Annotated in this window: 26 protein-coding genes and 1 pseudogene; 16 read left to right on the plus strand and 11 right to left on the minus strand. The window is 44.6% G+C overall.

The genetic code is table 11. The features are described 5' to 3' along the window. Window positions 1-10: 10 nt before the first annotated feature. Entirely contained in the window at window positions 11-589 is a 579-nt protein-coding gene (locus ACXACS_RS10275) for a GrpB family protein (protein ID WP_474806298.1), read from the minus strand. Between the two features lie 266 nt (window positions 590-855). Here ACXACS_RS10275 and ACXACS_RS10280 point away from each other — a divergent pair, with 266 nt between their 5' ends. After that, a complete protein-coding gene (locus tag ACXACS_RS10280) occupies window positions 856-1,398 on the plus strand; it encodes a hypothetical protein (RefSeq protein ID WP_474806300.1) in 543 nt (180 codons plus the stop codon). Window positions 1,399-1,586: 188 nt separating this feature from the next. Here ACXACS_RS10280 and ACXACS_RS10285 read toward each other — a convergent pair whose 3' ends face one another. Next, complete coding sequence (locus tag ACXACS_RS10285; RefSeq protein WP_474806302.1) at window positions 1,587-1,850, minus strand: DUF7218 family protein; 264 nt, start codon at window positions 1,848-1,850, stop codon at window positions 1,587-1,589. Window positions 1,851-2,224: 374 nt separating this feature from the next. Between ACXACS_RS10285 and ACXACS_RS10290 the strand changes: the two genes are divergently transcribed. Beyond that, window positions 2,225-3,406 carry a pyridoxal phosphate-dependent aminotransferase gene (locus tag ACXACS_RS10290; RefSeq protein ID WP_474806304.1) on the plus strand — a complete coding sequence of 394 codons (1,182 nt, stop codon included), beginning with the start codon at window positions 2,225-2,227 and terminating at the stop codon, window positions 3,404-3,406. A 196-nt stretch (window positions 3,407-3,602) separates the two neighbouring features. On the opposite strand, the gene ACXACS_RS10295 is transcribed toward ACXACS_RS10290, so the two are convergent. Together ACXACS_RS10295 and ACXACS_RS10300 are read right to left on the minus strand one after the other, a co-directional pair. After that, entirely contained in the window at window positions 3,603-4,778 is a 1,176-nt protein-coding gene (locus ACXACS_RS10295; protein WP_474806306.1) for a saccharopine dehydrogenase family protein, read from the minus strand. A gap of 136 nt (window positions 4,779-4,914) precedes the next feature. After that, window positions 4,915-6,138 (minus strand): aminotransferase class I/II-fold pyridoxal phosphate-dependent enzyme, encoded by a 1,224-nt coding sequence (locus ACXACS_RS10300; protein ID WP_474806308.1) that lies wholly within the window; start codon window positions 6,136-6,138, stop codon window positions 4,915-4,917. Between the two features lie 160 nt (window positions 6,139-6,298). Here ACXACS_RS10300 and ACXACS_RS10305 point away from each other — a divergent pair, with 160 nt between their 5' ends. Together ACXACS_RS10305 and ACXACS_RS10310 are read left to right on the plus strand one after the other, a co-directional pair. Then, complete coding sequence (locus ACXACS_RS10305; RefSeq protein WP_474806310.1) at window positions 6,299-6,526, plus strand: type II toxin-antitoxin system CcdA family antitoxin; 228 nt, start codon at window positions 6,299-6,301, stop codon at window positions 6,524-6,526. 47 nt (window positions 6,527-6,573) lie between these two features. After that, window positions 6,574-6,819: a hypothetical protein gene (locus ACXACS_RS10310; RefSeq protein WP_474806312.1), complete on the plus strand. Its 246-nt coding sequence runs from the start codon at window positions 6,574-6,576 to the stop codon at window positions 6,817-6,819. Window positions 6,820-6,890: 71 nt separating this feature from the next. On the opposite strand, the gene ACXACS_RS10315 is transcribed toward ACXACS_RS10310, so the two are convergent. Continuing rightward, window positions 6,891-7,133: an HP1242/YdcH family protein gene (locus tag ACXACS_RS10315; protein WP_474806314.1), complete on the minus strand. Its 243-nt coding sequence runs from the start codon at window positions 7,131-7,133 to the stop codon at window positions 6,891-6,893. A 222-nt stretch (window positions 7,134-7,355) separates the two neighbouring features. Between ACXACS_RS10315 and ACXACS_RS10320 the strand changes: the two genes are divergently transcribed. Together ACXACS_RS10320 and ACXACS_RS10325 are read left to right on the plus strand one after the other, a co-directional pair. Continuing rightward, window positions 7,356-9,803, plus strand: coding sequence for a zinc-dependent metalloprotease (locus tag ACXACS_RS10320; protein WP_474806316.1), 2,448 nt, complete (start codon window positions 7,356-7,358; stop codon window positions 9,801-9,803). Between the two features lie 15 nt (window positions 9,804-9,818). Beyond that, window positions 9,819-10,475 (plus strand): hypothetical protein, encoded by a 657-nt coding sequence (locus tag ACXACS_RS10325; protein ID WP_474806318.1) that lies wholly within the window; start codon window positions 9,819-9,821, stop codon window positions 10,473-10,475. A gap of 118 nt (window positions 10,476-10,593) precedes the next feature. Here ACXACS_RS10325 and ACXACS_RS10330 read toward each other — a convergent pair whose 3' ends face one another. From ACXACS_RS10330 to ACXACS_RS10345, 4 genes are all read right to left on the minus strand, one after another. Next, window positions 10,594-10,890 carry a type II toxin-antitoxin system RelE/ParE family toxin gene (locus ACXACS_RS10330; protein WP_474806320.1) on the minus strand — a complete coding sequence of 99 codons (297 nt, stop codon included), beginning with the start codon at window positions 10,888-10,890 and terminating at the stop codon, window positions 10,594-10,596. Next, the gene (locus tag ACXACS_RS10335; protein WP_474806322.1) at window positions 10,887-11,117 is read right to left on the minus strand and encodes a type II toxin-antitoxin system ParD family antitoxin; all 231 of its coding nucleotides are present in this window, start codon (window positions 11,115-11,117) and stop codon (window positions 10,887-10,889) included. The genes ACXACS_RS10330 and ACXACS_RS10335 overlap by 4 nt, the downstream gene beginning before the upstream one ends. Window positions 11,118-11,466: 349 nt before the next feature. Beyond that, complete coding sequence (locus ACXACS_RS10340; RefSeq protein ID WP_474806324.1) at window positions 11,467-12,585, minus strand: M14 family metallopeptidase; 1,119 nt, start codon at window positions 12,583-12,585, stop codon at window positions 11,467-11,469. A gap of 511 nt (window positions 12,586-13,096) precedes the next feature. Next, on the minus strand, window positions 13,097-13,879 hold the full coding sequence (locus ACXACS_RS10345; protein ID WP_474806326.1) for a HesA/MoeB/ThiF family protein: 783 nt from the start codon (window positions 13,877-13,879) through the stop codon (window positions 13,097-13,099). 124 nt (window positions 13,880-14,003) lie between these two features. Here ACXACS_RS10345 and moaB point away from each other — a divergent pair, with 124 nt between their 5' ends. From moaB to ACXACS_RS10380, 7 genes and pseudogenes are all read left to right on the plus strand, one after another. Further along, a complete protein-coding gene (gene moaB / locus ACXACS_RS10350) occupies window positions 14,004-14,510 on the plus strand; it encodes a molybdenum cofactor biosynthesis protein B (protein ID WP_105930145.1) in 507 nt (168 codons plus the stop codon). Beyond that, complete coding sequence (gene moaC / locus ACXACS_RS10355; protein WP_474806328.1) at window positions 14,507-14,986, plus strand: cyclic pyranopterin monophosphate synthase MoaC; 480 nt, start codon at window positions 14,507-14,509, stop codon at window positions 14,984-14,986. Before moaB ends, moaC begins: the two co-directional genes overlap by 4 nt. Before the next feature lie 153 nt (window positions 14,987-15,139). Next, complete coding sequence (locus ACXACS_RS10360; RefSeq protein WP_474806330.1) at window positions 15,140-15,388, plus strand: MoaD/ThiS family protein; 249 nt, start codon at window positions 15,140-15,142, stop codon at window positions 15,386-15,388. A 2-nt stretch (window positions 15,389-15,390) separates the two neighbouring features. Further along, complete coding sequence (locus ACXACS_RS10365; RefSeq protein WP_474806332.1) at window positions 15,391-15,864, plus strand: molybdenum cofactor biosynthesis protein MoaE; 474 nt, start codon at window positions 15,391-15,393, stop codon at window positions 15,862-15,864. After that, on the plus strand, window positions 15,846-17,072 hold the full coding sequence (gene modA / locus ACXACS_RS10370) for a molybdate ABC transporter substrate-binding protein (protein ID WP_474806334.1): 1,227 nt from the start codon (window positions 15,846-15,848) through the stop codon (window positions 17,070-17,072). The genes ACXACS_RS10365 and modA overlap by 19 nt, the downstream gene beginning before the upstream one ends. A 2-nt stretch (window positions 17,073-17,074) precedes the next feature. After that, complete coding sequence (gene modB / locus ACXACS_RS10375; RefSeq protein ID WP_474806336.1) at window positions 17,075-17,770, plus strand: molybdate ABC transporter permease subunit; 696 nt, start codon at window positions 17,075-17,077, stop codon at window positions 17,768-17,770. Window position 17,771: 1 nt separating this feature from the next. Next, window positions 17,772-19,011 (plus strand): annotated as a pseudogene (locus ACXACS_RS10380) (ATP-binding cassette domain-containing protein). Window positions 19,012-19,013: 2 nt separating this feature from the next. Here the strand turns inward: ACXACS_RS10380 and hemN are convergent. Then, entirely contained in the window at window positions 19,014-20,390 is a 1,377-nt protein-coding gene (gene hemN / locus ACXACS_RS10385) for an oxygen-independent coproporphyrinogen III oxidase (protein WP_474806338.1), read from the minus strand. A gap of 80 nt (window positions 20,391-20,470) precedes the next feature. Here hemN and ACXACS_RS10390 point away from each other — a divergent pair, with 80 nt between their 5' ends. From ACXACS_RS10390 to ACXACS_RS10400, 3 genes are all read left to right on the plus strand, one after another. Continuing rightward, entirely contained in the window at window positions 20,471-21,259 is a 789-nt protein-coding gene (locus tag ACXACS_RS10390) for an SGNH/GDSL hydrolase family protein (RefSeq protein WP_474806340.1), read from the plus strand. A gap of 107 nt (window positions 21,260-21,366) precedes the next feature. Continuing rightward, window positions 21,367-22,035: a DsbA family oxidoreductase gene (locus ACXACS_RS10395; RefSeq protein ID WP_474806342.1), complete on the plus strand. Its 669-nt coding sequence runs from the start codon at window positions 21,367-21,369 to the stop codon at window positions 22,033-22,035. A gap of 27 nt (window positions 22,036-22,062) precedes the next feature. After that, on the plus strand, window positions 22,063-23,055 hold the full coding sequence (locus tag ACXACS_RS10400; RefSeq protein WP_474806343.1) for an XdhC family protein: 993 nt from the start codon (window positions 22,063-22,065) through the stop codon (window positions 23,053-23,055). Here the strand turns inward: ACXACS_RS10400 and ACXACS_RS10405 are convergent. Continuing rightward, window positions 23,052-25,664: a TonB-dependent receptor gene (locus ACXACS_RS10405; RefSeq protein ID WP_474806345.1), complete on the minus strand. Its 2,613-nt coding sequence runs from the start codon at window positions 25,662-25,664 to the stop codon at window positions 23,052-23,054. The two genes, ACXACS_RS10400 and ACXACS_RS10405, sit on opposite strands and share 4 nt — an antisense overlap. Between the last annotated feature and the right edge of the window lie 75 nt (window positions 25,665-25,739).

Raw genomic sequence — 25,739 nt, forward strand, 5'->3', positions numbered from 1 at the left:
AAGAGAGGAGTTACGTGGTTTTATCCTCCCAACGCCTAGCACTAATCATGATTAGGTCACAGACCGGATCTTTCAGTTGTGAATATAAGTCTCTATCGTTAGGAATTCGAGAGGCGAGGGTTTGCTTGAAGAACGCGTAAGACTTTGCGGTATCGTCATCAATTCTAAGATAATCTCTGAATAGAAGAGCATACTTAAAGTTTTTTGCGCCTACTTTTCGTATATGAATATTCGCTTTAAACGACCATTGGTCTGTGACCCCTTGCAGGTAAATTTTACGCCAGTCCGCAAGGCATGATTCGTCAGGCGGTAAATGATCTTGACTCATGTGAGCGTTAGGCAAGTTTAATTGACTTATTCGCTGGTTTATCGTGTCGCAAATAGCAGGAGATATTTCACTAACCCCAATTTGAATATCGATACGATCTTTCGCTGGCATGTTATGAATAGAAGTAGAGCCAATATGGTCAATACAAACGCAAATATCGCCTAGCGCAGTTAATAAACAGCGCTTAGCAATTTCAAACTGCTCAAGCCACACTTTTTTATAAGGCACAATTTCAACTTTATCTCGCTCTTGGTGTTTCATAGTGCAACCTTTCTGCGTTAATTAACAAACTCGGCTCGTTTTTCATTCAAGAAGAAAAAGGTAGCAACTTAAACCATTTCGCTAGTATCAATAACGGCTTTAATGCAAAAAAAACGCACTGGGTTAACAAATACTTACATTGAATAAATTAGATGCCTTGACTTACTTAATTTACAACTTAATACTTGAAACCAGTCATTTAATACTAGAAGTTATTAAGTCTAGTTTTTTTATTTTTGTCTGATAGGACCGCAAGGAGGCACCCAGTGAATCTCATCAAACGTATCAATTTTGTTTCGCCCTCGCGCTTTTCATTACTTTTAGCTTCTGGGTTATTTATTAGCTGTATGGCTAATGCAACACCACAAACTAGCGACAAAGAAGAGTTCGTTGAACCCAAAGATATAGAAGTCGTTGAAGTAAAAGGTAAAGTTAATAAAAATAGTGGTTTTTTCCTACGTAAAATCCAGCGAACGGAGCTGGATTTTTACAGACGATTTAACGCATTAGCGGACAACAAAAAGTTCAAAGTAAGATGTAGAAAAGAATCATCCGTAAACAGCCGAATTAAAAAGACTGTCTGCTATCCCCAGTATGCGCTTGATCGGATGTACAAGGAAACTCAGCAGGCACTTAGGCAAAACATGCCTAGACCGACGATGAAAGATATCGAAGACTTAACAGTTAGCGACAGAGAAGAGTCTTTTGCCTATATGGAAACAGTCATTAAGAAAGATCCTGAACTAACTAAGTTATTAATAAATATGCGCAAAGCCCAACTTGAATACGAAGAGTGGAAGTCGCAATAGTTGCGCAATTGTATCGTTCTTTTAATTGTATCTGCTAAATTTTGTGCCACAGATACTTTCGCTGTGCCCCGAAAGTTCGGCCAATCCCTCGGACTTTTAATTAGGGTTCAATAATAACTGTGCGCTGACACTTAATAATGGCCGTATATGCGTTCCTTTAACGCTGCGTTGTAACGGCCAAAGCCCCCTCAGTGATTACGCAGCGCATCAATTAACTCGTCTTTACTCATGTTTGAACGTCCATCAATGCCCACTTCTTTGGCTTTTTGATAGAGCTCATCTTTAGTGCGATCTTCGTACTTATTTGCTTTGCCGCCGTCTTTTGACGGAGTTTGTTTACTATTGGCTTGTGCATTGGCAATGCGCGCTGACTTTTCTTTGCTATAGCCTTCCTCGCGAAGGGCTTCATAGGTATCGTCGTTCTTAATTTGGTTACCGTGGTCCTTAGCCATTTTAAAACTCCTGTTGTGAATGGTGAGAGAAGCTGTGGTGTTTATAGTATTTCATACTTGGTATTCGCCTAGATGGTTTAGGTTAGGTGAGCGACTTGGTGATTCAATCCAAAGAACAATGGGTTTAGTCAGTAATAGTATTGCTGCTAATACGAGAAAAAATGTCATTCATCGCAAACGCCTAAATGGGTAAAAAGGCGCTGCACCGCAATGTAACCCATTAACACATTAAAACTACTTACATTGTCAGTTTTAGTGCGTTTCGTGCACGGGAAAAGTGCAATTGTGTCAATGGTTTAGCGCCTTTAGGCTATTGCGAGTTTAAAGCTGAGCCTTTAGTCTAAAGACATTGTAGATGGAAGGCTGAGCGAAATATGAATAAAAACGTACAACAAACCACGATAAATTCTTCACGTCGTAATTGGTTAAAATCGGTAGGTTTAGGGGCTGGTGCGGTGGCACTAACCACGAGTGTCGACAGTATAATGGACGACCTGCATGCGGCGGGAATGCCCACTGAACATTTTCCGTCGGCTACACCTAACGTGAACGATGGTCTTATTCGCTTATCGTCAAATGAGAACGCCTTTGGACCTTCGAAAAAGGCCGCTAAGGCAATGCAAAGCGAGCTTTTAAACCTTGCACGCTATACCGATGCTACGGTTGAAGTTTTAGCGCAAAAAATTGCTAAGCAAGAGGGCGTTTCTGCCGATCAAATCGTTATCACAAACGGCTCTTCACCTATTCTTTTCGGCTATGCCGACTGGATCACGAAAAATGGTAATAAGCTAGTAACGTCTATGGCAACCTATGAAGGTGTGCCGAGAGGCGCTGAGTTCATGGGGGCAGAGGTGACTTACGTTCCACTTGCTGCAGACATGACTTTCGACCTAGATGCCATTGAAGCAGCAGTAACTGAAGATACAACCGCCGTTTATGTATGTAATCCAAACAATCCAACCGGCAGCATGGTAGATGCGGCCAAACTGACCGCTTTTGCGAAACGTGTGTCGAAAAAAGCACAGGTATTTATTGATGAAGCTTACATTGAAATGTCTGACGCTTACCCGGCCAACGTTCAGTCGAAGCTTATTTCAGAAGGGCACAATGTAGTAATTTGCCGGACATTTTCTAAAATTCACGCCATGGCAGGCCAGCGTTTAGGTTACGCCATTATGCCAGCTGAGCAAGCTAAAACCCTGGGCGGAATGTTGCGCATGGGTGGCGTAAACTACTTGGCACTTGTTGCGGGTATGGCTAGCATGGATGACCACGCGAACCTAAACACCATGCGCTCACGGATTAAGACTGAACGTGACAAGTTAGTAAAAGTCGCCAAAGAATTAAAGCAGCCCTATGCACCGAATCCACAAGGGAATTTCATTTACATGGATACGGGTATGCCGCACGACAAGTTTGCGCAGAAGATGAGAGCTCAGGGTATAAAGGTAGTAGGGCGTACCTGGCCCGGTTACGATTCATGGTCGCGAATAAGTGTGGGTACGCCAGCAGAGACCGATGCCTGCGTTAAAGCATTAAAAGCAGTACTTGCTTAGAAAAAAACAATAATAACACCTAGCGAAGAAAGAAAAGGCTGAACACTATTTGCGTTCAGCCTTTTTCATATTCGTTGTGCGAAAATGCACGCTAGTTTTTTATAGGTTAGACTAAGTTTAAACTTTACTTTAGGCCTTGCTTTAGCTCTTACTTAAGCCTCTATTTTTGGCCTTATTTCAGCCCTTATTTGGGCCGTTATTTTTCGATAGCAAACGTTAAGCCTGCTTTCTCTTCTAGGCGGCTTATTAGCTTATTACCAAGAGCTGCTGCTGGTGTGAAAAAGCCGCCAGATAGGTTTACGTCTTTACACAGGCAAAGCGCCGATTCTGAAATCATCTTGCTAGTAGAACCATAGCCAGGATCTTTATCACCTTTAACCGAAACGGCTAGCATGTCGCCATTGGTGGCGGTACCTACAAACATTACATCGTAAAAACCGTTCTCACGCTCTTCTTTACTTGGGCCTTCTCCAGGTTTAGGGCCATCATCGCTAGCTAGCGACTTATCTTTAGCGACGTGGTTTGCCATGGCTTCACCTTTCTCGCCAGGGCCGGTCATCATCATTTCATCGTACTGAAAGTTCTTACCGTAAGCATAGCCTGCTAGGTAGTTAGAGCGGTGAACGTTCTTAGTATTAATTGCCGCCATAATAAATGGCGCTACCCACGTACCTAACTGTTCGTCAAAATAAGGTTTGTTGCCATCTGGCTGTTGTTGGTTAGTCGAACCATCGGTTAGCGAAAGAGGGTTGATAAGCGCTGCCATTACTGACTTGTCTTTATGCGCTGCAGCCATGGTTGCTTTTAGGCTAGCAGCTGTACCACCAGAGAAGGTGCCCTGCATTTTGCGAACGCGACCTTTTACATATTCGATTACTTCGCCGGTCTGTTTCTTCGCATGTTCTTGTAAATAGTGAACACCTAAATCGAAGGGCACAGAATCGAAGCCACAAGAGAACACAATGTTTGCACCGGTTTCCTTAGCTTTTGCTTCGTACTTGTTGATCATTTGGTGCATCCACGCTGGTTCACCACATAAATCTGTATAGCCTGTACCATTATCAACACATGCAGAAAGTAACTTTTCGCCGTAAATTTGATAAGGCCCTACGGTAGTCAGTACAACGGCTGTGCGCTTTGTCATGGCATCAAGTGCATCGGCATCATCGCCGTCGGCTACAATACTAGCAACGCTATCGCTAATGCCTAGTTCTTGTTTTACGTCATTAAGTTTAGCTCCGTTACGACCTGCCACTGCCCATTTAACATTGCTGTCACTGCCATACTGCGCCTGAAAATACTCAGCCACTAGTTTGCCTGTAAAACCTGTAGCACCGAAGATAACTACATCAAATTCGCGTTCGTTACTCATTGTTTTGTCCTGTTTTATTCCGTTTCGACACGTGTCATCAATATGCACTTCCCAATATACGCACAAGCACCCATATCTATCATTTTTTTAGGTAATATTTGTCTATTCACGAAATTAAACAGAGGATAAAAAGCAACTAGCGCAATGATTCAACAAAAGTAGCTAGTCGAGCCAGTCCCTCGTTCAAGCGCTCTATACTGGTAGCGAAAGAAAGCCTTACATAATGATCAGCATTGTGCTCGCCAAAATCATTGCCTGGTGTCAGCGCCACATGATACTGAGAAAGCAGGGCATCACAGAATTCGATAGCACTTAAGCCTGTATGCTTAATGTTGATGTAAGCGTAAAACGCGCCGTCGGGTTGAGCATCCAAGTTAAGCCCCATATTTTGAAGTGCATTAAAAACAAAAGATGCACGCTCTGCAAGCGTATTGCGGTTTTGCTCACACTGCGCCAACGCTTCAGGGGTAAAGCACGCAAGTGCGGCTTTTTGAGAAAGGGTAGAAGGGCAAATAAACAAATTCTGCGCGAGCTTTTCGACTATTGGGGTCATAGTCTCAGGCACTACGCACCAGCCGAGACGCCAACCCGTCATACCGAAATATTTTGAAAAGCTGTTTATAACTACCACAGTGTCCTGCAGTTCTGCGTTGGCAAGCACAGTTTGGAGTGTTGCGCCTTTGTTCTCATTTGATTGAAACGCGCCAGCATCCACTTGAACATCCAATGAAAGCGCTAGGTCTAAATAAATTTCATCAACTATTAAAAAGCCACCTTTGGCTTTGCAGTATTGTCCAATCTTAATCAGCTCGTCTGTATCTATTGCCGTGCCTGTAGGGTTGGCAGGTGTGGCGATAAGCACGCCTTTCGTATTGTGTTTCCAATTATCGGCAACACTTTCGGCGGTTAGCTGAAAGTTATCCTCACTACGTGTTGGTACTAGCGTTACTTCTGCGCCAAACGCGTTTAAAAATCGTCGATTGCACGGGTAAGATGGGTCGCCCAATATCACGTTGTCGCCAGGCTCTACTAAAGCGGCGCTTGCTAAAAGTAGCGCGCCTGAAGCACCAGCGGTAACTACGACTCGTGATGGGCTTACTTTTACATAATGTTTAGTTTCATAAAAACTAGCGATTGATTGACGTAGTTCTGGAATACCCAATGCGGAGGTATAGGGAAAATCTGGGGTGTCCAAGCTTTCTTTCATTGCCGCAAGTACGGGCGCGGGGGCGCCGAAATCAGGCTCGCCTAGATTAAGCCTAATAACATCTTTACCTTGCAGTTCCAGTGCGGTGGCTTTTTCGCCATAGGCCATGGCAAGAAACGGAGAAATAGCGGTAGCGCGAGAGGCAAACTTCAAAATAAAACCCTTCATAGTTTGAGCTGGTTGAATCGATAACGCAATTAGGGCTTACTCTTGACTGTGATTCAAGTAAATCTTTGAAAAAGGAAAGGGGCTGCGTTTGCTATGCGCACAACTTTTGCGCATAATATTTTTAGTAGATTAGCTTGAGGTAGTTATGCGTCAAAAAGTTTCTTGTAATACATCGATAAATAGTGACCTTCTCAATGAGGCAAAGTCTCTCGATATAAAGCTTTCTGAGGTTTTTGAAGCCGCTTTAATTAGGGCAGTAAACGAGAAAAAAAAAGCAGAATGGTTCAAGCAGAATGATGGCGCCCTTAAAGCTCATAATGACAAAGTAATTAAGAATGGAACGTTTTCGGAGTCAATCGGTCAGCTATCGTGATAAGTCAGTTTTCAGTATGTAGATATTCATCCTCTATAGTTATCGTCTTGACTAACACAGTTTTTAACGAAGTGGAAAGCTTGTTAGTAGCGCCATTAAAGATACTGGATGGACAACCATACGTGAAAGACTTACAAATACCCTGTGAGGTGAATGGCGTCCTTTACTACATCGACTTACTTGATATTGCTACTGTTTCAAAGCGCGGCTTGAAGCACCTAGCCGAACAGCCTCTTAAAAATATGAGAAACGAAATTAAAGCTGGCATTGATTTACTTATCGATGGTTTTTAGAGATTGGTTCTAAAATGCTCGACTAAACGAATCACCCATTAAACCAGCAGCTTCGCATACTATATGGATGTCTACTTAACGTTTATCAACACCTGATAAAGCTCATCTTTCAACTCGGCGCGGTCGTGTTTCAACTGGTGTAATGTTTCATCGCTTGCGGGTGAGCCAAGCTCTTCAAGGTTTCTAATTTCATCATCTAAACTGTGATAGCGTTTTGCTTTTTCGGCAAAGTCAGTGCAAGTCGCATTTAAACGGTTAATCGTATCCTCGTGTTCTGGAAAGTCGCTTAGTAGTGAGTGGTTTTCGCCTAACATAATCGTTCTCCTGATTGTCTTGTTTCATAACAGCAAAGCTAGATTATCAATACTTTTATCAAGATATAATGCTCCGAGTACAGCAATCAGTTTCAAAAAATTATTGATAATGGCGGTCAATGTTAGAGTCGGGCGAGGAGTAGCGTTAAAACGACGAATTACCATGGGCAAAGCCCACCACATAGGGTAGGCTAGAAATTCACAATAATAAGGACTAACTGCATGCTGCAATTGAACATTTTTCACAAAGCCGCGCGACAGGTTAATGCATTAGGTAAATCAACTATTGCGTTTTCGGTATTGTTTGTCGTGTCTGCCTCTTCAGCTTGGGCAGCGTTACCAAGCATTGGTGAATTCACCAGCGACATGACCAAAAAAGATGGTTTAATTCCTGTTTACTATGACGATGAAAGCGACAAAGTTTACTTGGCCGTGCCTACAAGCGATGCTGAATATTTGTTCCAAAGCAGCTTGCCGTATGGTGTAGGTTCAAACGATATTGGCCTTGATCGCGGACAACTTGGCGATACGCGTTTGGTCAGCTTTGAAAAATTTGGTAACAAGGTTTTATTAAAGCAGCACAATACCAAATACCGCGCGACCCACGGCAGCGACGCCGAAAAGCAGAGTATTGATGAAGCTTTCGCAGATTCGGTCATTGCTGGTTTTACGTTGGTAGCTAAAAGCGATAACACTAGCCTTATCGACTATACGCCTTTTCTGTTAAGTGATATTCACGGTATCGGCAACCGTATGGCACGCACCAAGCAAGGTAGCTTCAGCGTAGATAAAATGCGAAGTGGCGTGTACTTACCAAAAACCAAAGGCTTTGAAAAGAATACTGAATTAGAGGCTCTAGTCACTTTTGCTGGCAAAAAGCCGGGCGAATACGTGCAGCAAGTTACGCCCGACCCAGAAAGTGTGACGGTTCACTTGCATCACTCGTTTGTGGCACTGCCTGACGACAACTACACACCCAGAGAATACCACCCATATTCTGGCTACTGGAAATTCAGCTACTTTGATTATTCAACCCCTATTAGTGAACCTACCGAACAGCGATTTATTACCCGCCACCGTTTAAACAAGAAAACCCCGCATGCGGCGAAGAGCGAAGCTGTTGAGCCTATTGTGTACTACCTTGACCCTGGTATCCCCGAGCCAGTAATGACAGCGCTTAAAGAAGGTGCGAGCTGGTGGAATCAAGCCTATGAAGCTGCAGGCTACAAGGACGCGTTTCAGGTAAAAGTACTGCCTGAAGGTGCAGACCCCATGGACGTGCGCTACAACGTCATTAACTGGGTGCACCGCGCAACGCGCGGTTGGTCATACGGTTCGTCGGTTGTCGACCCACGTACAGGTGAAATTATTAAAGGTCACGTTACACTTGGTTCGCTGCGTGTAAGACAAGATTATCTAATCGCCCTTGGCCTCACCAGCCCGTTTAAAGAAGGCAACACCGACACTACTGCTCAGCAAGAAATGGCTTTGGATCGCATTAGGCAGCTGTCTGCTCACGAAGTAGGGCATACGTTAGGCATAGCACACAATTTTGCCGCAAGTGAAAACAACCGTGCGTCGGTGATGGATTATCCTCATCCCAAAATTAGCATTAAAAATGGCAAAATTAGCTTAGAAGGTGCCTATGAGAAAGGTATAGGCGCATGGGATATACACGCCGTAGCGTATGGTTACCAAGACTTTGCCAGCGACGTAGAAGAAGCCGAAGCTTTGGCAAAAATTATCGTAAAAGGTCGCAACGAGGGCTTAAGCTTTAAATCAGACCCAGATACCCGCAGCAGTCGCCATGCATCGGCAAACGGCCATATGTGGGAAAACGGCAGCAACCCGCTAGATGCCTTTGATCAAATTTCACAAGTGCGCGAACAGGCACTAGCCAATTTAGGTTTGGACACCTTAAGCCCAAACAGTAGTTTATCGTCTCTTGAAAATGCTTTAGTACCTATTTACTTGCTACATCGCTATCAGCTAGAAGCTGTAGCAAAGCAAGTGGGCGGCTTGGTGTATGAATATGAACGTAAAGGTGACTATACCCAAGCGCAGGGCCAGCAGTTTGTAGCACCCGCGGTGCAGCAACGCGCAATGCAGCAGTTGATTACCGCCACTACTGCCGATTACTTAACTATTCCTGAGTCGGTCCTCGCGCTCATTCCACCCACAGCATACGGTGACGACATTACTCGCGAGCACTTTAAGGGCAAAATGGGCTTAATGTTAGACCCTGTTTCTGCCGCTGCTTCGGCATCCAACTTTGCTTTTGAGTTGTTATTACACCCAGAGCGCTTGAACCGCCTAGAGTGGCAAACAAGAAGCACTAACGATAGACGCAAAAAAGTGGGCGTTTCAATGCTAGTGAAGCAAATACTTAGCGTACATTGGTATAAAAACAAGTCGCAAAGCCCGCTAGCCAAGCGCTTACAGTTAGTGGCGTTAAATGCAGTGATGAAAGCAGTAACTAACGACAAGCTAGCACCCGAAGTAAGATTGGAAGCTGAACTCGCCTTGCTTGAATTTAGCGAATGGTTAGACGATGAAGCAGACAACAATCAGTATGAAATACTGAAAGAGCAGTTTGATACCTATTGGGCGAGTAAGGCATGGCCAAGTAGCTTTGAGGTAGAGCCACTGCCGCCAGGATCGCCGATTTAAGGAAGCTGATAATTAATGTTAGGGACAACGCGTTTAGAGCAAAACCATAGCCCGAGTAATAAGCAAGTGCCGCAAGGAACCTTTGCGGCCTTGATCACTCCTTTACTCGCTGTACTACTTCTAATAATAGTTCCATTAGCAGAAAGTCTGTATGGCGGTGTGCTGTGGGACTTGAACTACCATTCCCCCAGGTTCATGTCACAGGTCGGCGACGCGTTAGCCTTAGTTAAACTTATAGCGCTTTGTGCAGGTGTTTACCTGCTCTTTACGCAGCACGGTACATTGAGATATCTTGTTAAAAGTAAATGGTTAACTGTTGCTTTGAGCAGTGTTTTAGCAATAGTGGCACTCATTCAGATTGCGATAGGTCTATTAGGTGTTCTGATTGATGCAACACTAGGAGCTAACCGAGACTACTTTCATAAAGAATTTGCAATAGAAAATAACACTATTTACGTGTTTACCGCAGATCCAGGTGCAATGGGTACGGCCTACCATTATTTCTATTTAAAATGCCCACTACCTTTAAACCGCTATGAATTAAAGTTTATTGAAAAAACAAATTGGGTACGGGAGCTAGAGCTTAAAGCTTCTGATAATGGTTTTGACGTATTTAATCAGCGTGGTGAGTTTAAATTTCGAGTTAGTCTTAGTGAAGTAGGGTGTGGTTAGTTACCTTGAAAATAGGGTAACTGTCAGATCAAGTCTGAGCTGGTACGATTTAGTGAGTAGTTTGTTTCTCTACTTGATTTGGCACTTTCGTCACAATACTTGGTCCTTCCTGTGTGTTTCAATCAGATAGATGCATAGCGTATTTCATTTGTTGATGAAGCACCCTAATGACGAAAATGCCGTCATCGACTTTTTTATAGAAGACCATGTGCCTATGAACGGGGAATTGTAAGTAATTCTTTCTAATGTCCTCCGCTGAAGTACCTACATTCGGGGTTTCCGCCAGAACAACTAGAGCTTCATGTAGGGCAACAAGATAGGCTTCAGCTTGAGTTACGCCGTGAACATTGGCTGAATAATCGTAAATGCGGGAGATATCTTCCTCTGCTTTGTTAGAGAGGATGTATTCGTTCATTCAGAGGCTCGAGTTTTCTTAGCTTGAATAATATCCAAAACATTCCTGTCACTTTTCCCACTCAACTCACCTTCTATGAGGGCTAAGCTAATTGCCTCACGCTCACTCTGATTGCGACGTACTAGATCGCGAATATAATCACTAGCATTAGCAAATTTGCCAGTTTTTACTTGCTCATCAATCCACGTACGCATTTCGTCAGGAAGTGACACGTTTAAAGTTGCCATTGTCTATTTCCGAATGTTCACCATTCAGAAATTATGGCAAATATTGACAAAGATTGCCAATGGGGCAGTGAGGGTTTGGTTTAACCGGTGTCCCCGAAGCACTTCGCTAAACGACCAATTTGGAGTCGCTCGAAACACTACGCTTTATAAAAATTCGTCCTTTTGCTTTGCAAACAGAAGTCCTACGAGTCCATAGGTACCTTAAGGTACAACGCCGCCGTTCAATACAATAAATTGAACGGCAGGGCGCACTTTGAAGAATAAGTGCGTAATTTTCGAGAGACTATCTACGTACCCTAATCAACCATTTTGTAATAAAGTTTTAATCCATCAACGTGCATACAAAAATCTACAGCTCCTTATAATTCGTAAACACCTTATACAACTGCGTTCCGCTTAATACCGAAGCTGACGGAAAGTGAAGAATAGGAATTAAATCGCAAGGCGCTTCTAAGGTCCTGCTGCCGTTGTCGGTATCCAGATCGTCAATATTTAAAATCTGCGCTAGCGGTTCGCCTTTTTTCACGGTTTGGCCTGGTTTTGCTATGTACTCCACCATGCCACCCCAGTTAGTAAATAGGGTTTTATAGTCTTTTAAATACACGCCTAAACGCTGCATTGCTTTCGGTTTAATATCGCATTCGTGCAGCACGCCTTTGGCGTTTAGGTAGCTAAGAATACTGGTGGCGTCTATATTGCCTTCGTTAAAGTCGATCACTTCTTGGCTACCCATTTCTAGCGTGAAAGCCTCTACGTTAAAGCTAATCTCGCGCTCTAAATTAGTTTTTATGCTTTCTTGCAGTGTCCACCACGGGCAGAAGGTGGCTTCGTCGAGTGCACCTGCAAATACGTTTGGAATAAAAATACAGTGGGGGATGTTAAATAGCTTGGCGCTGTCTTTGGCATATTCGGGAATATAAACGTGACGGGTAGACACAGGGCCGTTATGAAGATCTAGTACAAAGTCGGCGTTCACCGCCATTTGTTGTAGTTTCAGGTTTAACTGTTGCGCCAAGCCTAACCCCCAGGGTTCGGCCAGTTTGTTGTCGATAGCATTAGAAATGTGCGCACGAAAACGTTGTTTTATGCCTTCAATAGACTCTTCGCGGGTTACCGTTTTGGCGAAATGCTCAACTGCCTCTTTATCGAAAAAATAGCCGCGGTTCCAGTTTGTGCCGTTCACAGGGTCAAACCGGCCTAATGTGTACTCACCGGCTTTAATGTTAGTACCAATGGGATTACAGTTGGGTACTAAGATAATTTCGCCGCAAATATCCATGTTTTTCAAGCGCTGAATAAGATGATAGATAACTACATTACCTTGCACTTCAGCACCGTGAATAGAGCTTTGAATATACACGGTGGGGCCAGGGCGCGCGCCCTTCATTCGATAAATTGGCACATTCATGTTACGGCCAGACGCGTTTTGCGCCACTACCATGTGTTTTTTTACTACTTGGGTTGTCATTTAAATCAACCTATTTTCTGTCTATTTTTCTAACGAAAACGCGGCAATCATATCGATAAGCGTATTTGCAAGGGCCCAAGCGTTTTCAGACGATTGCTCAAAATACATAAATCGTAACATTTTGATGATTGTTCAGTGAAACTATTTCCAAATAGCGCCGTCTCAAAAACTATCTATTTTCAGAATGAAACTGTAATGAAACTAACAAAAATAATTCCCTTAACTTTACTGCTGGTTATGGCTTCTGGGTGTACGTCGAAACAGTTGTATAACGCAGCGCAACAAAACCGGTTACAAAGCTGTAGTGAATTGCAGGGAGCGCAACGAGATGAGTGCGAGGCACGGTATCAAAAAGATTATGAAACGTACGAACGTGAACGCCAAGAAGTCTTAAACGATAAAAAGTGATTTTGCGAATGTTAAAGGGCAGGTCTCTATACCGAAATGGTTAGCAACGATTACGTTTAATAGTTACCTGCCATCTTAAATTTTATGGTTTGTTTAATTGCATTCAGCAAGCACAAAGCTCGCAGTCCACGCCTTTTGGTAGCTTCCAATTTCGCCATTCATGCGAAAGCGCATCAAAGGTCATTAACGTGTTTTTTGGGATATTATCGAAATCCATCAATACTTGCATAGCTAGCATGGCTTGGTAAGTACCAACAATATTTACTACAGGCGAGAATATACCTGCCTCTACACAGCTTAAATCAGGCGATTCAAAAAGCGTCCGCAAGCATGCATAGCAACGGCTCTCACCGGGTATAGCTACAAAAAGCTGGCCTTCAAAGCGAATGGCTGCGCCCGACACCAGTGGAGTATTTAGTTTAAAACACAATAGGTTTATTAAATCTCGCGAGTCTGTATTGTCCGTGCAATCTAGCACAACGTCAGCACGCTCTATGGCCTGTTTTAACGCTGGTGACAGCTGAGTAGTGCCCTTAGTTCTGCCGGGCGCCGCAAACGGTTCTGCCATTACGGTAATGTCGCAGTCGCTGTTGATTGCACTAAGCCGCGCTTTAGCTGCCTCTACTTTACTTGTGCCAACATCTTGTTCGCTAAACAAGGTTTGCCTTGGCAGGTTGGTGGCCTCGACTGTGTCGTGGTCGATAAGCGTAAGAGAGCCCATGCCACTGGCGCAAAGGTTAGTGGCGGCCGCGGTGCCAAGCCCGCCAATACCAATAATACAAATATTGGCGTTTAGCAGCGCTTCTTGACCGTCTAGGTCCACTTTGGGAAGCACAATGTGGCGGTTATAACGCATAGCCTGCTGATTAGTTAGGCTTTTAGACATAGTTTATGGCAACTTAGTTGTTGAATTCATGGCATGCACCCTTATAAAGTGATTACCAAATAGTATTTTGGCTGGTACTTTATCAAAAACCGCCAAAATGTCGCATATCAAATTAGGATTTCATATGTCAGCTGTCAGCCAACCCCTTAATATTGCCGTACTCACTATTTCAGATACGCGCACCCTCGAAAACGACAAGTCGGGAGACTACTTGAAAGAGGCGCTTACCTCGGTTGGCCATAAGCTTTACGATCGCGATTTGGTGAAAGACGATATTTATCAGCAGCGCGCCGTGGTGTCGAAATGGATTGCCGACAAGAACATTCACGCGGTATTAATTACCGGTGGTACAGGTTTTACCCACCGTGACTCAACGCCAGAGGCCATCAGTGTATTGTTCGACAAAGAAGTCGACGGCTTTGGCGAGTTATTCCGTCAAATTAGCTATGAAGAGATTGGTACATCAACCATTCAGTCTCGCGCGGTTGCGGGTTTTGCTAATAATACGGTTATTTTCTGCTTACCAGGCTCAACAGGCGCGTGTCGTACTGCGTGGGAAAAGATTATCTCTAGCCAACTTGATGCCGACTTCAGACCGTGTAACTTCGTAAAGCATTTGGTGGAAGCATGAGTACGTTTAGCCATCTAAATGCTGGCGGCGAAGCCAACATGGTAGACGTTAGTGACAAAGATGTTACCAAGCGAGAAGCCACAGCAGAAGGCTTCTTGTACGTAAGCGAAAGCGTTATTCGCCAAATCTCTGAAGCAAAAATTGCAAAAGGAGATGTATTCGCTGTTGCCCGAGTAGCGGGTATTCAAGGGGCGAAACGCTGTGCTGATCTTATTCCTCTTTGTCACCCACTGGCACTGTCGAAGGTAGATATTAATTTTGACATTGAAGGTGAAAAAAACCGTATCAAAGCCACTTGCTATTGCAAGCTAAGCGGTAAAACCGGCGTTGAAATGGAAGCGCTCACTGGTGTAAATGTGGCGCTGTTAACCTTGTTTGATATGTGCAAAGCCATCGACCCTGGCATGCATATGGAAGGGGTACGGGTACTGGAGAAAAAAGGCGGTAAGACAGGCCACTGGCAGTCTGACACCTAGTTCACACAAAGTAGCGATCTTTAAAGCAACGTACATAAAGTGCATGCCCGCCTAATGAGTAACCTACTCTAGGTTCAATGCATTTCCGAGGCTTGAAAAGATTAATCAGCGAGCGCACAAAGCGACCTTAACAAAGTAAATAACAGGCAAAGCATGCAGGTAACGGTAAAAACATTCGCACAAACCCGAGAGATTACGGGAGAGGACAATATCGCGCTTAATTTAAATGATAACAGCACGATTGAAGCCGTAATATCTCAGCTTAAGACGCGCAGTGACAAGTGGGCATTAGCCCTAGAGGGCAGTGTACTAACTGCCTGCAACCAAGAGCTCTGCGACCTGCAAACCGTACTTAGCGACGGAGATGAGCTGGCGCTATTCCCACCTGTGACGGGGGGCTAGCTATGTTTGCGCTAGTTCAAGTAGAAGATTTCGACCAAGGCGAGCTTTACGCTAGGCTAAAACAGTCGGCAGACGAAAAGGCGTGCGGCAATACAGGCGCGATTGTTACTTTTACTGGGCTAGTGCGTGATTACAACAATTCTGGCGATATAGACGGTATCGAATTAGAGCATTACCCGGGCATGACTGAAAAAGCGTTGATGCTGCTACTTGAACAAGCAGTAGAGCGTTTTGAACTTAATAGCGCTGGCGCACTGCACAGAGTAGGGCGCATATACAATAACGAACAAATTGTATGGGTTGGGGCCGCTGCTCCTCATCGCCAGGCGGCTTTTGACGCGGCCAGCTATTTGATGGACATGCTTAAGCAATCTGTTCCCCTTTGGAAGAAAGAGTTCAAGGGCGATAAATCTGAATGGGTTGCCGCAAAAGCGTCTGACGATAAAGCGGCACTTAAGTGGATGCAAAAAAAGTAATGTTTTTCTCTTTTGCAATGCGACTTTCAAGCTTGGTTAGCTTGGCCATGCTTATTTTGGTAAGTGTTATTGCAAGCGCAAGCCCAAGTGTAGCCACAGGCATTACGACTTCTGCCAGTTCTGTTGCACAGGCGAGCAGTTTTGAAGCGGCAAATAATACTGTAAATGAAGGGAGCGTTATTAATGCCGATAAACAAAACCAGTCAGTAAATTTCAAGCGCGACGAAAAAATTAACGTAGCCGTTGCGGCAAACTTTGCAAAACCGCTTAAGAGTATTGCCGAGCAGTTTACTGAGCTAACCGGCATAGAAGTCGCGGTAACCGTATCTTCAAGCGGTACTTTGTATGCGCAAGTTCAACATGGAGCTAGCTTCGACGTTTTTCTATCTGCAGATCGCGCTAGGCCGCAAGCGTTGGTTGATAACAACGTAGTTCACCACGGCAATCTGGTGGATTACGCTAAAGGCAAGCTGGCGTTTGTCTATGCTGGCGACCTATCAAGTGAGGCATTCAGTGATATATCTAGTAAGACATCTAGCGAAAGAAATTGCAGACTAATCGCGGGCTCATCTACTGGAGAGACGACTGCACAAATAAACGTTCAGCTTACCGATTGCTTGTCTAAGCAGCTTGTTCAATTAATGGAAAATCCACGAAACAAGATAGCTATCGCAAATCCTAAACTGGCTCCCTATGGTGACGCAGCAAAGCAGACGCTGCAGAACTTGTCTCTATGGCGACAGTTTTTACCCCACAGAGTGATGGGTAAGAACGTGCTACAAACTTTACAGTTTTATACCACAGGCAGCGTGAAAGGGACGTTCGTAGCCTACTCATTAGCTTTAGATTTGCCTTCAAATTTCGCAACTACCGGTAACACCAAGGTTGCTGATACCACCACTGTTATCGTTCCAGTACCAGAAACCTTGTATCAACCCATTGTTCAGTCGTTGGTGGTTAACAGTAAAACAGCAGCTTCACTATCACCGAATCTGTTCGAACCACTTCCAATCAAAAAAGCGACAGCGCCAGTTAACGAGTCTACTCACAAAGACGATGTTGAAACAACCAGGGCATTTGATTTGGCTGACGCTGATGGTGTGTCATCGCCCAGCCTGTTCGTACAGTATTTAATGTCGCAAGGGGTGCAGCTCAGCTTAATTGAATGGGGCTATGAACCCATCATTGCATCGGGCGTTGGTAAATAATTATGCTCACAGAATTTTTCGGAGCATCGTCACTAGAGGCCATACTACTAACCCTGAAGCTGGCCTTTATCACGAGTGGTTTGCTGTTGTTAATCGCACTTCCGCTAGCGTGGTTTTTAGCAAACTGGCAGAGCAAAGCTAAGCCCTTGGTTATGTCTGTGCTTGCATTGCCTTTAGTGTTACCACCAACTGTGCTGGGGTTCTATCTCCTTATTGCTTTTTCACCGCAAAGTGCATTGGGGCAGGGGTGGCAAAGCCTAACAGGGAGCAATTTAGCATTTAGCTTTGAAGGTTTGGTATTGGGCTCTGTTATCTACTCACTTCCATTTGCCTTACAGCCACTGTACAGCGGCTTTTCACAATTGGATAACCGTTATTTAGATGTGGCAAAAACACTAGGCTTTTCGGCCTCCGAAGCTTTTTTGAAAATTGTGCTGCCTTTAAGCAAAGCGCCCATCGTGGTGGCATTAGGCTTAAGCTTTGCCCATACCATAGGCGAGTTTGGCGTGGTGCTAATGATAGGCGGCAATATCCCTGGGGAAACTCAGGTGCTGTCTATCGCGTTATATGAACAGGTAGAAGCGTTGGAATATAACAGCGCACACAACCTTGCGTTGGCCCTTCTGATATTCTCATTCGTGATGCTCGCGGCGCTCTATCGTTTTAACGGTATCACCCGAAGTGATGAGGCGCGTTAATATGCAAATATCAGCACGACTTTCTAATCGCATTAACGCAAAAATCTCACTTCAGCCTCAAAGCCGCTTTATTGGTGTTACTGGTCCATCAGGTGCAGGAAAAAGCAGCTTGTTTCGCGCCCTAGCTGGCGTAGAAAAAAACGCAACAGTTCAAACACCGTGGGCTGATAAAAAAGTCGGTATCGTATTTCAGCAGCCCATGTTATTTCCCCATACCGATGTACGTGGCAACTTGGCCTTAGCACAACGCCACGCAAGCTTGTATGCGCTGGCTATTGAAGAGAGTTTGCGCGGATGTTGCAGCGAGCATCTGATCGATAAACCGGTTAAGCACTTTCTGGTGGAGAAGCTCAGCGGGTAGCGATCGCGAGAGCCTTGGTAAATGGCCCTGATGTGTTATTGCTAGATGAATCATTAAGTGCAATCGATATTTTTACCCGCCGTAAAATTTATCAATTTTTAAATAATCTATGTATGACAGGGCAGCTTACCTGCTTTGTTATTTCTCACGATTTAGACGACCTTGCCTTGTTCAGTGACGAACTAATTTATATTGATAAAGGCCGCACCGAGCTTTGTGGAAAAACGCGCGATGTGTTGACTCATGTATTCGAAAAAGAAGGGGGGGGACGCCGTCTAGCGTACTTGAAGGAGTTAAAGTTACTGAGCAATGCGAAGCACACGACATCAACCGGTCACAAAACGCCGTTGTCAGCTATAAACACGGTAGCGAAACGCAACAAAGTCAAAGTGTTTTGCCCTTACAAGGCAATGAGCAGTGCCAGTCGGAAAACGGAATTGAGCGCGTTAAGGTAGCGGGGCAAGAGATATTCGTCACTGCAGAATCGGTCTCCTATTTGCCTAAGCAAAGCGGTGACCAAGTATCTGTTCGTTTTGCAGTTAAAGCTTGTGATGTAAGTATCGATACCAATACTGCTGACTTTGGCAACACCAGCACAATCAGTATTTTAAATGCGTTGCCATGTGTTATATCTAGCATCGAACCCGTGGTGAATCCACTCAGTCCCCTGAACGAGCCAGAAAATAACGCCGATACAAAACTCACAGATACAAAGCTAACCCCTAAAAAGCTAGCGACCGTAAACAGCGCGAAAATGTTGTTAAAACTTGATGTACTAAACAGTAACCAAACCCTTTATGCCAGTATTAGCTGTATCTCTTTATCGCGTCTTAAGCTTGATGTTGGGATGCAAGTAATTGCGCGTTTCAAATTACCTTAATTTTAGATGGCCTTGGAGTAGCTACTCAGCGTTTCGCTTCTATTCAAGTAGGCGTCGAATCGCGCACAAATTGCACGTATATAAATTCGCGCCGACTCTGGCACTCGAATATACTCGGATGTAATTTCAATAAGCCCATCTTGCTTCATCTCTGCAAGATTATCTAAAGCTGAAGCAAAATATTCATCGAATTTTATGTGGTGTTTGCTTTCAATAGCTTGTTTATCAACTACTAGATTGCACATCAGGCTAGAAATTACGTCTCTGCGTATAAGGTCGTCTACGGTAAGCGAAAGTCCTACCTTTGAGCAGGGTAGGTAATTGTCTAATCGACTATAGTATTCCTTTAGATCTTTAGCATTCTGAGCGTATGCATTACCTATGGTGCTAATGGCTGACACGCCGAACCCTATAAGGTCTGCATCGCCACGTAAGGTATACCCTTGAAAGTTACGGTGAAGCTCACCTTTATTCTTGGCAATGGCTAAAGAGTCCTTGCTTAGGGCAAAATGGTCAAGACCAATCATTTCGTAACCTATGCTCGTAAAGCTTTTAACGGCAAGGTCGTATAACGACGCTTTTTCTTCACTGCTTGGCAGTGTTTCTTCAGCAAATTTGCGCTGCGCGGCAAACCGTTCAGGCAGGTGTGCGTAGCTAAAAAGCGAGATGCGGTCTGGCATCATGGCTTTCGTAGCGGCAATGGTTGAAGAAAAAGTATCTAGTGATTGGTTTGGTAGACCGTATATTAAATCCAAATTGACTGAGTCAAAACCAAGCGAGCGTGCTTCAAACACTAAGTCGGCAATGTGCGATGTGCTTTGCACGCGATTAATCGTTTTCTGTACGTTATAGTCGGTGTCTTGCAAGCCAAAGCTGATACGCGTGTAACCTAAACATTTTAAATTTTGAAGGTAGCATTTATCTATGTTTCTAGGGTCTAATTCAATAGATAGCTCGGCCCCTGCCTCAAACGTGAAATGTTTTTTAAGCAGATACATTAAAGAGGTATGTTGAGTCTCACTTAGGAAACTCGGAGAGCCGCCTCCTAAATGGAGTGAAACCACGCGCCTACCTTCTGTTAAATAACGTTTAGACAGAATTTCTTTTTCTATGTAGTCTAAATATTCGTCTGCTTTTTCGTTGTGACGGGTTACCATTTTGTTGCAACCGCAGTAATAACATAGTGTTTTGCAAAACGGAATGTGCACGTATAGGCTCACCGCAGGAGCTTTAGAAATGTTTAATGCTTGCGGCAACGGGTCGATTTGCAATGGCTCAAACTTAAGTGCAGTGGGATAAGACGTATAACGAGGAGTATTAAGCGCATATTTGGTAATTGTCGATACGGCTTGGTGTTGTACAGTGATAGCGTGAGTCATATGTTTGCACTTGTCTTTAAATGAATAGGCGTGAATTGAGCTTCATGGTTTAAGCTTATGTGATTGCTAAGGTATATGATTTGATCTACTTCAAGGTTTTGGCGTTAAACCTAGCTATTGTTTTACTTTCCCCTGTCGTTTTAATGCAGGCGCTGTGGGTGCGAAAAAAGACCACTGTGCTGCCAGAACCTGAAGGAGAGCGTGTACTAGCTTCAGTAGAAGGTTCGTTGTTACCCCTCACTAATCTACTAGTGGTGGGTGATTCTGCTGCGGCTGGCGTAGGCGCTTTAACTCAACAGGGCGCACTAACTGGTTTATTGTATTCTAGCCTTAGTCAAATTGGCCCAGCCCGCGTATCGCTGCATGCCAAAACGGGGTTTAAAAGCGAAGATGTGATTAGTCTTCTGCGAGATCTCCCCTGCGAAAACTTCTCGTCTGCGCTTATTTCTATAGGTGTTAACGATGTCACTAAATTTGTGTCACTAAAGCGATGGCAGCAAAATATTGATGCCATCAGTACACTTTTAACGCACAAATTTGGTTGCAAAAGAATACTGTTTACAGCATTACCGCCTATTCATTGTTTTCCTGCGCTACCACAGCCCCTACGGGCACTGTTAGGCTGGCGAGCATTACTGTTAAACCAAGCATTGGTTAAATCCGTAACAGCATGTTCTAACGCAGAAATATTGTATGTTACCGCGCTTAACTTAGGTGGTACTGTTGCCGATATTCAGCGAAGCGGCTTAATGGCTGAAGATGGCTTTCATCCGTCTTCTAAGGGCTACGAGATTTGGGCGCGCCAAGCTTTAGATAAACTCACGCCCATTCATCATGCCGATATAAACGGTTCAAAAAAGGCGTTTTAAAACTGACAGGTGACAACGAAAATAATTGCTAAATGGGGTTGAAGTTTCTTTTTGTAACCTTATCTAAGCCCTTATAAATTCATGACTTCAATAAAGCGAGTCCTATCATGGCAGCTAGTGAGCAAGGTACACAAGATGTACAGAAAGTAACGGTTAATATGGTATCTGATGTGGTGTGCCCATGGTGTATCGTGGGGTATCAGCGGTTGCAAGAAGCGATTAAAACCCTTGATAACATTGAAGTAGATATCAAGTTCCATCCGTTTGAGCTAAATCCGAATATGCCTGCTGAAGGACAAAACCTTCGTGAACACATTATGGAAAAATACGGCATTAGCGAGCAGCAAAGTGTGGAGAACCGAGCACGACTTGTACAAGCAGGTGAAGAGTTGGGTTTTGCATTTAATTTCACTGACGACTCCCGTATGCAGAATACTTTTAAAGCCCATCAGCTTATTCACTTTGCAGCACAAAACGACCTTGAAGAAGAAATGAAGCTCAGCTTGTTTAACGCCTACTTCACTGAGGGTAAAGACGTGAACGATCTTGGTGTTCTAGTAGAACTGGCCGAGGCTGTAGGTCTTAATAAATCTGATGCAGCACAAGTGCTCAAAAGTGAAAAATACGCGCAAGTAGTGCGTGAAGAAGAAACCCTTTGGATGCAGCGCGGTATTCAAAGCGTACCTACGTTTGTGATTGGTAATCAGGGTGTGGCTGGTGCGCAGGAGCCTTCAACATTGGCTGCATTTATTGCTAAAGCAGCATCGCAGCGATAAGCAGGTCAGACGGGATCAGAGGTAGTTATGAGTAATCACGTTAACCATTTGCTTGCGCAGTGGCTTCCACTTAAGGACAAACACAAATGGGTGTTAGGTTTTATTTTTAAAACGGAAGGCTCATGCTATCGCAAAGCAGGCGCCATGATGCTGTTTAGTGATGCAGGGCATCAGCTAGGAATATTAAGCGGCGGCTGCTTAGAAAGTGACATCGTTAAAAAAGCCCAGCGCGTAATGACTGACGGCGTTAGCCGTACTGCAGTTTATGACGATGAAGATGAAGAAGATATTGCGTTTAAGCTAGGTGTTGGATGCGGCGGTGTAGTGCATCTAGCACTCGTGCCAGTTAATGAAAATAATAGTTATCTATCTTTGGATGTGGTTAGTAAAACCTTATCAAGCGGAAAGGCGTGTGAGTGGCACTGCGCGGTAGACGGTACCTTGGGTGAGTGTACGGAATTGGAAGACCATACTGCTACACCTAGAAAGGCCGAGCTAGATACTGTTAATGGTAAGCGTACATTGTCGGTTTTAATGCTGCCACCTATCCACCTACTTGTTGTAGGAGGTGGGTACGACGCTACCTTTATGACCAAACTGGCTAGTTTACAGGGTTATTTAGTAAGCCTTTGGGATCCAAGGCCCGCACAAGCAAGACTTGAACACTTTCCCGAGGTAAATTACTTGATTGAAGACCCGTCTACTGAAGGCTTACGTCTTCACATGGGCGAACATAATATTCAAGCGGCGGTGCTTATGTCCCATCACCGCGAAATAGATGCAAAGGCGCTGCAGGTGCTAAGCAAGCAATCGTTAACCTATACGGCAATGCTCGGGCCACTGCACCGCAAACAAGAAATTATGGATTTAGCAGGGCTTGGTAATACCGATTTTACGCAGTATTTCGCGAGCCCTGCTGGCTTTGATATAGGCGGTGAACTACCTGAGCATATTGCACTTTCTGTTATTGCACAGTGTCATGCTGTGTTTCATACAAAACCTACGCATTTGAATCGTTAGAAAGACTTTCTAAAAGTAACGCCAAAGCTTCTAGGTGCACCCGGGTAGGCCATAATTTTTCCGGTTTGTACTGGCACATCAAATCCGCTTCGGGCAACGTACTCTTCGTCGAATACGTTGCGCGACCATGCAATAACTTCACTATTCCATTGTGGAATAGTGAAACTTACGCGAACGTTAAATAACGAAAAGTCGTCAGCGTACTTGTACGGGTCGTTCGCATCGTCAAGGAATACATCCCCCGTGTATTGGTAGTCAATACTGGCGGAGGCAGGATAATCTCCAACTTCGAAATAGTGATTCAGTATAAGTGACAGTGAATTCTGTGGTTCGAAGCCCACGCGGTCTCCGTCTCTTGCGCAGAAAGGATCGCTAGGGTTCGCACGGCCCGGGTCGTCGATGCCCGTGTGCCACGTGTACGCTACCCAACAGGTGCCACGTTCAAACTCATCAAAGTTCGCTAGCGTGCGCGATGCAACGGCATGTAATTCGGTGCTCTCTGTTACCAACCACGTTGCTTCAAGCTCTACACCTTTGACTATGATATCGCCCGCATTTTGCAAGTTGAAACCTGTTCCGGTAAAGGTCGTCGCCTGAAAGTCGCTAATTTGTGTGTAGTGCGCCGCGGCATTTACGCGAACGCCGTATTCTTCAAAATCGTGTTTAATGCCTATTTCGGCACTTCTTGATTTTTCAGCATCAAAAAGCGGGCTAAGCGAAGGTAAAATTCTGTCGGTATTCGTGCCGCCTGCTTTGTAACCTGTGGCAAAACTGGCGTAGGTTAACGTGTTGTCGTTGGGGTGATAAGCCAGTTTCACTGTGCCGGTTAACTGGGAATCATCAAGCTGCTCGTTTAAATCAGGGCGAGGCATAACCGCTGCCGAGCCTAAGAAAAAGTACCCCCAGCCTGCCTGCTGAAAAGGTGCGATGGCATTGAGTGATTCAGCTGACGGTGCTTGGCCCACAGTCAAGGCTGCAGCGATGCCTTGTAAACCTTGTACTGCACGCCCGATATTAGGCCATTGCGCAGGATTTTGACTTAGCCCATCAATACCGGGGCCTCGTTCGTCATAAGCTCCGTCAATAGATTTTTCTTCACGGGTATAGCGTAAGCCTGTGGTTAGCGTAAATTTGCGGTTTAGCAGCCAATCGAACTGAGAAAATACAGCAATGCTGTCTTGTTCTTGATTAGCCGAGTGTACAAAAGCAGTACCGGACGGCGCTGGTGCTGCAGCAGGCGCAATAAAGCCTGATGTAAATGCAGATAGCTCGTTGATGGCATCAGCCAAAGGCAGTAGATCGGGCGCGGCGGCATTAAAGAACGCACTAAAATCATCTTGCGTGGTAGTATCAAAGATTAGATCTAAGTTTTGGCTGTAGTAATAAGCGCCTATTAATCCACGCACATTCTCGCTGGTGTAATGCAATCTAACTTCTTGAGAAAACGACTGTTGCCTGGCGTCGTTAGTGGCAGTAAGAAGGTCCGCATCAGAAAAGTCGGTATCTACCGTATCTAAGCTATCAAACGCGCGGTACGCGCTTATGCTCACTAAATCCCATGCCTTGTTTAAAGCCACATCTACTTGAACTGATAGTCCTTTGTCTTCCATTTTTGAAAGGGGAGTTTGCGACAGCGAGGTTCTATAGTCGTAAAAGCTATCGCGCCCATAAATAGTTGCGTTGAATGGCGGTTGAAGCAGCAGCGCATCAGTGCCGAATTTACCCGCTATGTCATTGGCCTGAATGTTATTTTGAAACGTCAGTGCGCCGCAGCACCGTTCGTCTAGCTCGCCGTAATCGGCAATCAATCTTACGCTAATGTTTTCTGTCGGTGTATAAAGCAGCTGCGCTTTTACCGCAGACCGATTACGGTTGTTTAGGGTTTGCCCGCTGGCCTCATCGGTAATAAAGCCATCGCCATGGGAACTAAATCCAGATACTCGCATGGCAAGAATATCGTCGATAAGTGAAAACGACGATCCTGCACTCAAGCGAACCAAGTTGTCATTGCCAACAATAGCCTCAGCAAAGCCATTACGTTCGCCGTGTGAAGGCGCCACGGTTGATACCGTCATCGCGCCAGCGGCGGTATTCTTACCAAATAAGGTACCTTGGGGCCCGCGTAATACCTCGATAGATTTAATATCAACTAGATCGCTAATTAGTGCATTTTGTCTGGAGCGGTAAACACCATCAACATACAGACCTACCGATGACTCGAAGCCAAAGTTTTGAGAAGAAGTACCGATACCGCGAATAGAAAAGCCTGAATTAGTCACACTTTGGTTTTGAAACGCGCCAAATGCAGGTACGTAGTTTTGTAAGTCGAACATGTCACGACTAACGGTTTCTACCATATCTTGACCACTTAGGGCTGTGACAGCCACCGGAACGTCCTGCAGATTTTGTGATGTCTTCTGAGCCTGAACTATTATGTGTTCGAGTTTCTTATTCGCAACTTGCGTTTGTGTGCCATCGTCGGCGCTAGCGTGGGCACTAACAGAGCTAGCAGAAAATATAAGCGTAGTTAAAAGGTAATAAGTGATAGGGTTTACTGTTGCTCTTAAATTTACAGGATGGCAGGGAAAGGCGTATGTAAATGACTTCATTTTAGTTCTTTTTATCGTTTAGAAGCTAAGCGCCTCCAGCGAAACTTATCACGACAAAGTCGCGTCCATGTGCGC

This window comes from Alteromonas sp. AWM4_230 (assembly GCF_056158305.1).

Excerpts from the sequence above, each read along its gene's own strand:
- ACXACS_RS10330 (WP_474806320.1), bottom strand. The coding sequence starts at position 10,890 with ATGAACGAATACATCCTCTCTAACAAAGCAGAGGAAGATATCTCCCGC.
- ACXACS_RS10320 (WP_474806316.1), top strand. The coding sequence starts at position 7,356 with ATGCTGCAATTGAACATTTTTCACAAAGCCGCGCGACAGGTTAATGCA.
- ACXACS_RS10315 (WP_474806314.1), bottom strand. The coding sequence starts at position 7,133 with ATGTTAGGCGAAAACCACTCACTACTAAGCGACTTTCCAGAACACGAG.
- ACXACS_RS10345 (WP_474806326.1), bottom strand. The coding sequence starts at position 13,879 with ATGTCTAAAAGCCTAACTAATCAGCAGGCTATGCGTTATAACCGCCAC.
- ACXACS_RS10405 (WP_474806345.1), bottom strand. The coding sequence starts at position 25,664 with ATGAAGTCATTTACATACGCCTTTCCCTGCCATCCTGTAAATTTAAGA.
- modB (WP_474806336.1), top strand. The coding sequence starts at position 17,075 with ATGCTCACAGAATTTTTCGGAGCATCGTCACTAGAGGCCATACTACTA.
- moaC (WP_474806328.1), top strand. The coding sequence starts at position 14,507 with ATGAGTACGTTTAGCCATCTAAATGCTGGCGGCGAAGCCAACATGGTA.
- ACXACS_RS10395 (WP_474806342.1), top strand. The coding sequence starts at position 21,367 with ATGGCAGCTAGTGAGCAAGGTACACAAGATGTACAGAAAGTAACGGTT.
- ACXACS_RS10335 (WP_474806322.1), bottom strand. The coding sequence starts at position 11,117 with ATGGCAACTTTAAACGTGTCACTTCCTGACGAAATGCGTACGTGGATT.
- ACXACS_RS10325 (WP_474806318.1), top strand. The coding sequence starts at position 9,819 with ATGTTAGGGACAACGCGTTTAGAGCAAAACCATAGCCCGAGTAATAAG.
- ACXACS_RS10275 (WP_474806298.1), bottom strand. The coding sequence starts at position 589 with ATGAAACACCAAGAGCGAGATAAAGTTGAAATTGTGCCTTATAAAAAA.
- ACXACS_RS10290 (WP_474806304.1), top strand. The coding sequence starts at position 2,225 with ATGAATAAAAACGTACAACAAACCACGATAAATTCTTCACGTCGTAAT.
- ACXACS_RS10305 (WP_474806310.1), top strand. The coding sequence starts at position 6,299 with ATGCGTCAAAAAGTTTCTTGTAATACATCGATAAATAGTGACCTTCTC.
- ACXACS_RS10400 (WP_474806343.1), top strand. The coding sequence starts at position 22,063 with ATGAGTAATCACGTTAACCATTTGCTTGCGCAGTGGCTTCCACTTAAG.
- moaB (WP_105930145.1), top strand. The coding sequence starts at position 14,004 with ATGTCAGCTGTCAGCCAACCCCTTAATATTGCCGTACTCACTATTTCA.
- ACXACS_RS10340 (WP_474806324.1), bottom strand. The coding sequence starts at position 12,585 with ATGACAACCCAAGTAGTAAAAAAACACATGGTAGTGGCGCAAAACGCG.
- ACXACS_RS10360 (WP_474806330.1), top strand. The coding sequence starts at position 15,140 with ATGCAGGTAACGGTAAAAACATTCGCACAAACCCGAGAGATTACGGGA.
- ACXACS_RS10285 (WP_474806302.1), bottom strand. The coding sequence starts at position 1,850 with ATGGCTAAGGACCACGGTAACCAAATTAAGAACGACGATACCTATGAA.
- ACXACS_RS10365 (WP_474806332.1), top strand. The coding sequence starts at position 15,391 with ATGTTTGCGCTAGTTCAAGTAGAAGATTTCGACCAAGGCGAGCTTTAC.
- hemN (WP_474806338.1), bottom strand. The coding sequence starts at position 20,390 with ATGACTCACGCTATCACTGTACAACACCAAGCCGTATCGACAATTACC.
- ACXACS_RS10295 (WP_474806306.1), bottom strand. The coding sequence starts at position 4,778 with ATGAGTAACGAACGCGAATTTGATGTAGTTATCTTCGGTGCTACAGGT.